The sequence below is a fragment of the Pseudomonas sp. ADAK21 genome (genome assembly GCF_012935735.1).
Lineage (GTDB): Bacteria > Pseudomonadota > Gammaproteobacteria > Pseudomonadales > Pseudomonadaceae > Aquipseudomonas > Aquipseudomonas proteolytica.
The window spans coordinates 5,919,013-5,929,772 of sequence record NZ_CP052857.1; the positions used below are offsets into that span (position 1 = coordinate 5,919,013).

Genomic DNA, 10,760 nt, shown 5'->3' on the forward strand with positions numbered 1-10,760 from the left:
CCCCGGACCTGTAATCCGGGGCGTTTTTTGTTTGGTACTACCTGATAAGGAACACGCAATGCCTCTGGACCCTGACCTCGAAGGTTTTCTGGAACTGGCCGAGATGGGCCGCCTGACCGGCAAAAGCCAGCCGATGCACCAACTCACACCGCACGCCGCGCGTACCGAGTTCGACCTGACCTCGCAGACTCTCGACCCCAGCCCACCCGGCGCGATCAGTGTCAGCGCACTACAGATCCCCACTCGGGACGGTCAACAACTGGCGGCCCGCCTCTACCGCAAGACCGGTACAGAACAAAGCGTGCTGCCGGTGATTCTGTACTTTCATGGCGGCGGCTATGTGGTTGGCAGCCTCGACTCCCACGACTCGATCTGCCGACGCCTGGCCGCCAGCGGCCGTCATGCGGTGCTAGCGCCGGCGTATCGCCTGGCGCCTGAACACCCATTTCCCGCGGCGGTGAATGATGCCGTAGACAGTGCAAACTGGCTCGCCCGTCAGGGTGCCGAACTGCATCTTGACTCACTCCAGGTGACCGTCGCTGGTGACAGTGCCGGAGCAACCCTGGCAACTGTCCTGGCCATCAGCGCTGTGCAACACCCTGAGAATATGATGCTTATGCCCCAGGCTCAGTTGCTGTTCTACCCGGTCGCAGATACCCAGCGTACTCGCCCTTCCCACCAGCGTTACGCCGAAGGCTTCCTGCTGGAGAGCAAGACGCTGCAATGGTTTTATCGACAGTACACGCCTGAAGCCGAGCAACGTGGCGACTGGCGCACCTCACCATTGCTGGCCCAGGGACTGACCGCCTTGGCGCCGGCCTATATCAGCCTGGCTGAATATGACCCGTTGTATGACGAAGGCCTTGAGTATGCAGAACTCCTGAAAAGCACCGGCACCCAAGTGACCTTGCTGACACAAAACGGCCTGACCCATGACTTTCTGCGTATGTCCGGGATCACCGGGGACATTGCGGGGATTTACAGCGAGGTCGATCGTTGGTTGGCCCAGCTTTAATCACATAGAAACAGGCACAAAAAACCACCTCAATCGAGGTGGTTTTTTATGCGACGCTTGAGGGGAACCTAGAACGTACCACGTACTGTCAGCATGTAGTTGCGCGGTTCACCGTAGTAATTGCCGTACTCGGAAGTCTTCAGGGTCTCGAAGTACTTGCGGTCAAACAGGTTGTTGCCATTGAGGGCAACGGTCCAGTTTTCATCGACTTTGTATTCGACCATGGCATCCCATACAGCGTAGCCGCCCTGGACCATATCAAAAGGCCGCTCATCGTAGACATCGTAGTAATTTTCCGTCGGATTTTTTCTAACTCGGTAAGCGGTTCCGCTGGCGTAGCTGGCGCTCTGAATGTTGACACCACCACCTACTTTCCAGTCAGAAAGGCGATCAGGCAACGTGTAAACGGTCCACAGTTTCGCCAAATGCTTGGGTGTAACCGTAGTGAGGAAAGTGTCCTTGGTACCATTGTCCGTGAGGTTCAAGGTGTAGCCACCCATCACCATCCACCCAGGCAACACCTCACCACTGGCTTCTAGCTCAAGCCCCTTACTGATGATTTCGCCTTGAGCCAGATAGCAGCAACTGCCGCCATACAAGACTGATTCCGCCACGTATCGCGGATCTTGAATCGCCTCTTTCTCGCGCTTGGTATAGAACAGCGCAGCCGAAACGTTCAGCGTTCCGCCATAGAGCTCACCCTTAATACCGGTTTCGTAAGTCTTGCCAACCATGGGTTCCAGGACTTTTCCAGAAGTACTTGGGCCTTGCAGTTGCTGGGCCTGGGGCTTGAAGATTTCCGAATAGCTGGCGTACGCCGACCATTCATCGTCGAGGGCATATACCAACCCACCGAAGGGAACCAACTTGGTCGGTTCACGATGATTGCTCTGGGACTGAACGTCCCATGCGCCCGTAACAGCATTTACGGTCCTGTAGGTCTGTTCAAACTTATAGCGCTGAACCCTGGCCCCGAGAATCAACTTGAGCGGATCAGTCAATTGCAGGCGTAAGGTCGAGTACAAACCATACTGCTTGCGAGTATTGGGGCTGTAGTCACGCTCAAGCGCGCTACCAATACTGGAAGGCGGTAGAGGTGGTACATCCGGATTGTAGACATCGACCGGATAGAAACCTGCCATACCCCACGTTGAACGCCAACGGCTGGTGACTTTCTGGGCATCGGCCCCGATCAGCAGTTCATGTTCACGATTGAACGCGGTAAATTTCCCGGACACGTTGGTATCAAACAACGACTGCTCGCTCCAACTTCTAACGAAACTTCCTCCCCAGGTAGCGCCTTCAAGGGTGACCGGGTCCGGCGCCCCCCATAGAAACACACCTTTGGTATCGGATTTGTTGAGGGTATTGGTGAAGGAAACGTTGAGTTTCCAGTCGTTCGCCAGTTCCTGGTCGTACTTGGCGAACAGTTCCTGGGTACTGATATCCGCATACGCCCAATTGGTCGTGTACCAACTGCTACGCTTGAGTTTCAAATCCTCGCCGGTACTGAATCGCGGCAATCCATCCCCCGTGCCATTTTCGTGGGTCTTCTCGTAACGACCACCGACGGTAACTCTGGCGGTGTCAGTCACGTCCGCCTCCAGCACCCCATAGATGAAAGGCTTTTCGGTACTACGTTTATCCATGAAGTATTGGCGGTCGGTATTGGCCACCACAACGCGCCCCCGCAACTTGCCGTCAAAGGCCATCGGCCCCGTTACATCAACCTCGCTACGGTAATTGTCCCAAGAGCCAGCCGAAGTATTGAATTTGAGTTGGAAGAAATCCAACGGACGTTTTCGTACGAGGTTGATAATACCGCCCGGATCACCAGTACCACCAAACAGACCAGACGCCCCCCTCAACACTTCGATATGGTCAAACTCGGCCATGTCATAGGTTTGGTTGGCATAGAACGTACCGACACCAGAGCCGATATCCATCGGCGAGGCACCATCGATCTGGATGTTATCGATACGGAAACCACGGGAAATGAACTGCGGCAGGCGGTAGTTGGCGTTTTTGACGGTGATACCTGGCGTGCGCCGCATGGCATCGGACAGATCAACAATGCGCCGGTCCTGCAGGACCTGTTGGGTGATGACAGACACCGACTGCGGTGTGTCCTTCAAGCTGGTAGGCGTTTTGGAACCGGCGCTGACAAGGCCACTGGTATAGGAGCCGGAGTTTTCCGTCATTTCCCCCATCCCCTGGCCCTGGATGGTGGTGGTACCCAACTCCAGCGTTGTGCTTGCGCCACTTTCAGGGCTGAGGATGACCGTATTGTTTTCGATCCGGAAACTCAGGCCTGCTCCTTTGAGCAGCGCTTCAAGAGCAACTGCGGGCTCCAGGCTGCCATTGACAGCGGTGGACTTCTTGCCAGCAACCATATCCGGCCCGAAAAGCACTTGCAGGCCAGTCTGCTTACCCAGCTCGGTCAGGGCCTTGTCCAGGGACTGGGCTGGCACGTTCACCTGCATGGGCTGGGCGAAAGCCCCGCCGCAGACACTGAGGGCCAATCCCAGGACCGCCACCGACACGCAACTGCGGCAGGACGCCAGGGGGGTGTTGAAGAGTTTTTGCCTGAACCTTTTTCTCTCGCGTTTCATTGTTTGGTTTAGCCCCAGATATGTCATTAATGTCGAAGGCCTTCCACTCTTGAGGCGGAATGACCTGAATTTAGCTAAACCGTCCGGACCCCACTCCCTGTTGCAGAGGGACGGTTTTGACTTGAATCGGTATCGAGCCATTAATGAACGTTCGGGATAAAAATAATTTAGAAGGATTCCCAATCACTTTGTAACAGAAACAAAAAAGGACATCTCACGATGTCCCTGTTTCATTTCAAACCTTGTTTACCAGAAGGTCCCCCGCAAGGTCAGCATGTGGTTACGAGGGTCGCCGTACCAGTTACCAGAGTAGGAAGACCCAACAGCCGTGTAATAGGTTTTGTCGAATACGTTGTTGAGGTTGTAGACCAGCGTCCAGTTCTCGTCCAGGCGATACTCAGCCATGGCGTTCCAGACGGCGTAGCCCGATTGTTTGTAATCAAAGGGAATGGACAGATTTTCACCGTCGGCATCCTTGACCGGGTTCCCCATTTTATCCAGGACACCAGCAGAGCCACTGACGTAAGTGGCGCTTTGCAGATTGACCCCACCTCCCAGCTTCACATCATTGAAAGCACCTGGCAGGCGATAAGTGGACCAGAACTTGACCATGTGCTTGGGGGTGATAGTGCTGAACGCAGCATTGTCCTTGCGGTTCTGGTTGTTGTTATAGGTGTAGCCAGCGATCAGCATCCAGTCAGGCATTACTTCACCCGACACCTCCATGTCGACGCCCTTACTGATGACTTTGCCCTCTGCCAGATAACAGCAGTTGCCACCGAACTGCACTTCGGTCGATGGATAACGGGAGTCGCCTACCGCTTCGTTTTCCCGCTCGGTGTAGTAAATCGAGAAATTGGTATTCACCGCCCCACCAAACAGTTCGCCCTTCAACCCGGTCTCATAGGCACGGCCTTTCATTGCCTCAAGTGGGGTGCCAGGTGGCGGGCCCTGTAATTTCAGCTGCTGAGGCCTGTACTGCTCGGAATAACTTGCGTAGGTCGACCACTCATCATTCAGGTCATAGACCAGGCCGCCATAGGGTGTGAGCTTGGTAGGCTCACGCGACGACACATCGGACTCCGTCTTGAACCCACCCCCATCCCAATCCGCCATGTACGTCTGGCTGTACTTAACACGTTGGACACGGGCACCGACAACCAGGTGCAGAGGTTCGGCAAGTTGCAAACGCAAGGTGGAATACAACCCATACTGAACTTGGTCATTGGGACTGTAATCACGGAAAAAATCCTTGCGGGTTGGTGGCTGAGGCCAAGGTGTGGAGCCTGGATCAAATACGTCGAGGTCACCACCGGCCCCTTCGCTTTGGCTGGTGCCGCGCCACCGACTGGTGATCTTCTGATGATCCATGCCGAGCAAAAACTCATGTCGTAAACCGAACGCATCAAACTTCCCGGCAAGGTTGATATCTGCCGATCCCTGTTCGCTGCGATAGGCGGTTGTGTTACCACCCCAGTTAGTACCTTTGAGTGTGATCGGATTGAGGCCATTGCTGGCAAAAGCACTTTTCGAAAGCCCGGATTCCAGGGTTCTCGTGTAGGTCGCGTTTACTTTCCAGTCATCGTTGAACTCATGGTCGATCTTGGCAAACAGCTCCTGGGACCGACCATCCTGATAGGCCCAGCCCTGTGTAAGACTAGTGCGCCTGGATAAACCCAGGTCATCGCCAGTAATGTACCGCGGCAAGCCAATGCCGGAGCCATTAACATGGATTCGTTCGGAGCGGCCGCCAAAGGTCACGCGGGTTTCTGGCTGGATGTCCGCCTCCAACACCCCATACACCGTTGGCTTCTCGTCGCTTATATGATCCTGGAAAGATCCATTGTTGCTGTAGGCCGCCACCAACCTGCCGCGCAACTTACCGTCAAAGCCCATAGGGCCTGTTACATCGAACTGCGTACGATAGTTGTCCCAGGAGCCTGCCGAAGTGTCGATCTTCAACTGGTAGGCATCCAACGGACGCTTGCGTACCAGATTGATCATGCCCCCCGGATCCCCCGTGCCGCCGAACAACCCTGAGGCCCCGCGCAGAACCTCTACGTGGTCGAACTCCACCAGGTCGTAATTTTTATTGGAATAAAAGCTCCCCGCCGAGTTACCCAGGGCCATGGGGGCGGCGCCGTCGATCTGGATGTTCTGGATCATGAAGCCACGAGAGTAAAAATCGGTGGTGCGAACACTGGTTTTTTTCAGGGTAATCCCAGGCGTCAGCTTCAACGCGTCAGTCAGGTCCACCGCCCTGCTGTCCTGAATCGCTTGCGCAGTCACCACTGACACCGACTGCGGCGTCTGTCGCAAGCTGGTCGGAGTCTTCGAGCCGATACTGGTGAGGCCAGTGGTATACGATCCCGAATTCTCCGTCATCTCCCCCATCCCCTGCCCCTGAATGGTCGTAGCCCCCAACTCCACCGCCCCTCCCTGCGCCGGTGTTTTTTCAATCAGGATCACATCATCACTGACCCGGGCGCTCAAGCCGCTGCGCAGTAGCAACCGATCAAGCCCCTGCTGCACCGGATAATTTCCCTTGAGCCCGTCCGACTGCTGACCAGCGACCAACTCGCTGACGACCATCAATCGCAACCCGGACTGCTCGGCAAAGCGCGTCAGTACCTGGTCCAGTTGACCGGCTTCGATGTCGTAGGTCCGGGTGTCGGTCTTCTGTTGCTGCGCGGCCTGTGCCGGCAGGCTCGTTGCCACGGCACTGGCCGTGGCAAGTGCCAGGCTCAAGGCGGTGTGCCTGATCAGATGCTGCATAACGCTCCCCCTGCTGAAATCAGCCAAATAAAAATCAATCTCAACAGGAAAGACGTCAGCCTTCCGAACACCGACAGTGGCGATAGGTATATATTTTTTTCCACAAACTGCGCTCATGGCGCCCCATCACAGTCAGCCAAGGCTGGCATGCGCTCATTAAAAAGCCCGCCATCACGCGGGCTCATTTTTATCTGCGATTTACCAGAAAGTACCGCGCAAGGTCACCATATGGTTGCGTTCATCGCCATACCAGTTGCCCGAGGACGGTGTCCCCAGTTTGCTGTAGTAGTGCTTGTCGAGCAGGTTATTGATGTTGTAAAGCACGCTCCAGTTCTCATCCAACTGATACTCGGCCATGGCGTCCCAAACGGCGTATCCGGACTGGCTGTATTTAAAATCGTAAGACCGCTGATGAGCGTTGAACCAGGTCGTCCCGCTGACATCTGTAGCACTCTGTAGATTAACGCCGCCACCCACCTTCAGGTCGTTGAACAAACCGGGCATACGGTAGGTAGACCAAAGCTTGACCTGATGCTTGGGTGTCACACTGCTGAATACTTTTGCTGCGGTGCGATTGCGGTTGTGGTTATAGGTGTAGCCGGCCAATACGTTCCAGTCCGGCAATAGTTCGCCGGTGAACTCCATATCAACACCCTTGCTCGTTACCTCGCCTTGAGGTAGGTAGCAGCAGTTACCGCCGTGCAGCACACTGGACTCTTCGTAGCGGGGATCAAGGACTGCCTCGTTTTTACGGCTGGTGTAGTAAAGCGCAAATGACGTATTGACGGCCCCGCCCCACAGTTCTCCCTTGACTCCCGTTTCATAAGTCTTGCCCGTCATGGATTCGATAGGGCTACCCGGGTACGGCCCCATCAGTTTGGTTTGCTGTGGTTTGAAAATCTCGGAATAACTGGCGTATGTCGACCATTCATCCGTGAGGTCATAGACGATGCCGCCGTATGGCACCACCTTCGTGGGTTCGCGCACAGAAACATCTGAATCAGTACCCCAGACCCCCTTGTCGCGGGAACGATAGAGTTGATCGAATTTATAACGCTGCGCACGAGCACCGATAATCAGATGCAACGGCGCGGCCAATTGCAAACGCAGGGTGGAGTACAGGCCGTACTGCACTTGGGTGTTGGGGCTAAAACGGTGGAAGAAATCTTTGTCGGTGTCGGGCTGTGGCCATGGTGCTGGATTAAAGACATCGATTGGTACACCCGATCCAGTGGCCTGGGCAGTCCCCGCCCATGAACTGGTGATTTTCTGGTGATCCATCCCCACAAGGAGTTCGTGCTGCAACCCCATTGCCTCGAATTTGCCGGCGAGATTCACATCAAACAGCTTTTGATCGCTGCGGTATTTGTTATTGGAGCCCCCGGTATTGGGCCCTGTCATGGTCGCAGGATCAACCGCGCCAAATGAGAATGCGCTTTTGGAAAACCCTGAGTCCAGGGTCTGGGTATAGGAAACGTTGCCCTTCCAGTTCTCGTTGAACTCATGATCGATCTTGCCAAATATTTCCTGGGAGCGACCATCCAGGTACGCCCAGTTCTGCGTCAGGCTGGCGCTTCGCGAGAGGCCTAGATCCCGGCCATCAAGGTAACGCGGCAAGCCGGTGCCTGACCCCGTCTCATGGATGCGTTCAGAACGCCCACCCAGGGTAAGTCGTGTGTCATCCGTGATATCCGCTTCCAACACCCCGTAGAAAATCGGCTTTTCCAGGGCGCGATCATCAGCCATGTATTGGCGATCCGTGTAGGCGGCCACCATTCGCCCACGCAGCTTGCCGTCAAACCCCAAAGGTCCGGTGACATCCATCTGCGTGCGGTAGTTGTCCCAACTCCCCGCCGAGACATCGATCTTTAACTGGTAGGCATCCAACGGACGCTTGCGTACCAGGTTGATCATGCCGCCTGGGTCACCTGTACCACCGAACAACCCGGACGCACCCCGCAAGACTTCAACGTGGTCGTACTCCACCAGGTCGTAGCTCTTGTTGGAATAGAAACTGCCCGACGTGGTACCCAGGGCCATGGGAGCGGCACCGTCGATTTGGATGTTCTCGATTTTGAAGCCTCGAGAGGAGAAATCTGACAACCGGAAGTTATTGTTGGTAACCGTAATGCCTGGTGTGGTTTTCATCGCTTCAGCCAGGTCGGTCATGCGCTTTTCTTCAATAACCTTCGCTGTCACCACTGACACCGACTGCGGCGTCTGTCGCAAGCTGGTCGGAGTCTTCGAACCGATACTGGTGAGGCCAGTGGTATACGATCCCGAATTCTCCGTCATCTCCCCCATCCCCTGCCCCTGAATGGTCGTAGCCCCCAACTCCACCGCCCCTCCCTGCGCCGGTGTTTTTTCAATCAGGATCACGTCATCACTGACCCGGGCGCTCAAGCCGCTGCGCAGTAGCAACCGATCAAGCCCCTGCTGCACCGGATAATTTCCCTTGAGCCCGTCCGACTGCTGACCAGCGACCAACTCGCTGACGACCATCAATCGCAACCCGGACTGCTCGGCAAAGCGCGTCAGTACCTGATCCAGTTGCCCGGCTTCGATGTCGTAGGTCCGGGTGTCGGTCTTCTGCTGCTGCGCCGCCTGTGCCGGCAGGCTCATTGCCACGGCACTGGCCGTGGCTAGTGCCAGGCTCAAGGCGGTGTGCCTGATCAGATGCTGCATAACGCTCCCCCTGCTGAAATCAGCCAAATAAAAATCAATCTCAACAGGAAAGACGTCAGCCTTCTGAAACCCGACAGCGGCAGCCAGCGTATTTTTTAAACCCGGGGTTACTGGCGCGGCGAGTCGTCGCGTTCGATCACGGTCAGCCATGGCAGCAGGCGCACGCGCAGTGGCAGCGTGCGTTGCAGCAGTTTCAGTTGGGCGTCGGTGTCGTCGGTGGCGATGATGCCGGTCACGGGCAGGTCGCGCAGGCTGTTGTCGCGAACCCAGATTACGCCACGGTGGTAGCGGCCGAGTTGTTCCAGCACCTCGCCCAGGGGTTGGCGGTTGAAGACCAGTTTGTCGCGGCGCCAGGCGGTAGCGGTGGCGACGTCAACCGGTTGGCTGCGCGAGAGGTCGTCCGGGCCGTATTGCACGGCCTGCCCGGCTTCCACATCGGTGGTCTGCGGGTCGCCGTCCAATGTCACGCGCACGGTGTGTTCGGTGACGACCATGCGCACTTGCTCGCCCTCGCGCCGCACGTCGAAGCCGGTGCCCAGCGCGCGCAGGCTGCCACGGCCGGCGCGTACTTCGAATGGGCGCTGGGTGTCGGGGGCGACCTGGACGAACAGCTCGCCGCTATATAAATGCAACACCCGGCGACCCGCTTGCATGTCGATATCCACGCGGGTGCGCGGCGCCAGCTCCAGGTGCGAGCCATCGGCCAATGTCACGCGGCGGTGCTCGCCCAGGCCTGTCACTTGGTCCGCCATCCAGCCTTGGTGTTCTGCCTGCCAGGACAAACCGCCGGCCAGGCCCAATGCGACGACCAGCCCCAGTTGCAGCAAGCGGCGTGATGAGCCTGGTGGACGCTCCAGTGCGCTGCCCAGGCTCTCCCACAAGCGTTCCGCCGCGTGGGCGGCACGCTGGTGTTCGGGCGAGGTTTCGCACCACTGCAGGTAGGCGTCCCAGGTAGGTGCCTCGGCGGTGCCCGAATGCAGGTCGACCAACCATTGCAATGCTTGCTCGGTGAGCAGCGGCGAAGGTTTATCCGGGGCAGGCTCGCGCGTCACTCGGTCATCCCAAGACGCCGGGCGCAATGCAGCACCGCGCTCATGATGTATTTGCTGACCATGCTGGGAGACACCCCGAGTTGCTTGGCAATCGCCGCATGGCCCAAGCCGTCGAGGCGGTTGAGCAGCAAAGCCTGGCGGCTGTTATCGGACAATTCTCCCAACGCCTGTTGCAACAGCTGCAACTGCTGGCGCATCTCCACCAGTGCGGCAGGGCCCGGGCATGGGTCGAGCAGCTCGTGCTGCACATCTTCCAGCGAATCCATAGGCCCACGCCGCGTACGGCTGCGGCCCAGGTCGATGATCAGGTTGCGCATGACGCGAATCAGGAAGAACCGCGGATTGGTGATGGTATGGGTGCGCTGCTGCCGGTCGAGGCCGACATAACGTACGAACGCGTCCTGCATCAGGTCTGCCGCCATTTCCCGGTCACCCAGGCGCCGGTAGGCAATCTGCTGCAGTTCGCGATGATAGAGGCGAAACAACCGATCCAGATGATCCAACGCACACTCCATGAGCATCCGTGTGCAGGGCACACATAGGGGGCGCTAGACTACAATTTATGAGAATCGTTCGCAACAGCATAAAATTAGCGGGCGCTGACTGATCGCCAGCGCCCGC

At 56.9% G+C, this 10,760-nt stretch carries 6 protein-coding genes; 1 reads left to right on the plus strand and 5 read right to left on the minus strand.

From position 1 onward, the window contains the following. Window positions 1-58: 58 nt before the first annotated feature. Window positions 59-1,015, plus strand: a complete 957-nt coding sequence (locus HKK57_RS26545; protein WP_169391139.1) for an alpha/beta hydrolase — start codon at window positions 59-61, stop codon at window positions 1,013-1,015. 68 nt (window positions 1,016-1,083) lie between these two features. Here HKK57_RS26545 and HKK57_RS26550 read toward each other — a convergent pair whose 3' ends face one another. The 5 genes from HKK57_RS26550 to HKK57_RS26570 form a co-directional block, all read right to left on the minus strand. Then, window positions 1,084-3,654: a TonB-dependent siderophore receptor gene (locus tag HKK57_RS26550; protein WP_237150418.1), complete on the minus strand. Its 2,571-nt coding sequence runs from the start codon at window positions 3,652-3,654 to the stop codon at window positions 1,084-1,086. A 219-nt stretch (window positions 3,655-3,873) separates the two neighbouring features. Then, window positions 3,874-6,402, minus strand: a complete 2,529-nt coding sequence (locus tag HKK57_RS26555) for a TonB-dependent siderophore receptor (protein ID WP_169391140.1) — start codon at window positions 6,400-6,402, stop codon at window positions 3,874-3,876. A 198-nt stretch (window positions 6,403-6,600) separates the two neighbouring features. Continuing rightward, window positions 6,601-9,087 (minus strand): TonB-dependent siderophore receptor, encoded by a 2,487-nt coding sequence (locus tag HKK57_RS26560; RefSeq protein ID WP_169391262.1) that lies wholly within the window; start codon window positions 9,085-9,087, stop codon window positions 6,601-6,603. 107 nt (window positions 9,088-9,194) lie between these two features. Then, complete coding sequence (locus tag HKK57_RS26565) at window positions 9,195-10,139, minus strand: FecR family protein (RefSeq protein ID WP_169391141.1); 945 nt, start codon at window positions 10,137-10,139, stop codon at window positions 9,195-9,197. After that, window positions 10,136-10,642 carry an RNA polymerase sigma factor gene (locus tag HKK57_RS26570; protein ID WP_224791175.1) on the minus strand — a complete coding sequence of 169 codons (507 nt, stop codon included), beginning with the start codon at window positions 10,640-10,642 and terminating at the stop codon, window positions 10,136-10,138. The genes HKK57_RS26565 and HKK57_RS26570 overlap by 4 nt, the downstream gene beginning before the upstream one ends. Window positions 10,643-10,760: the final 118 nt, after the last annotated feature.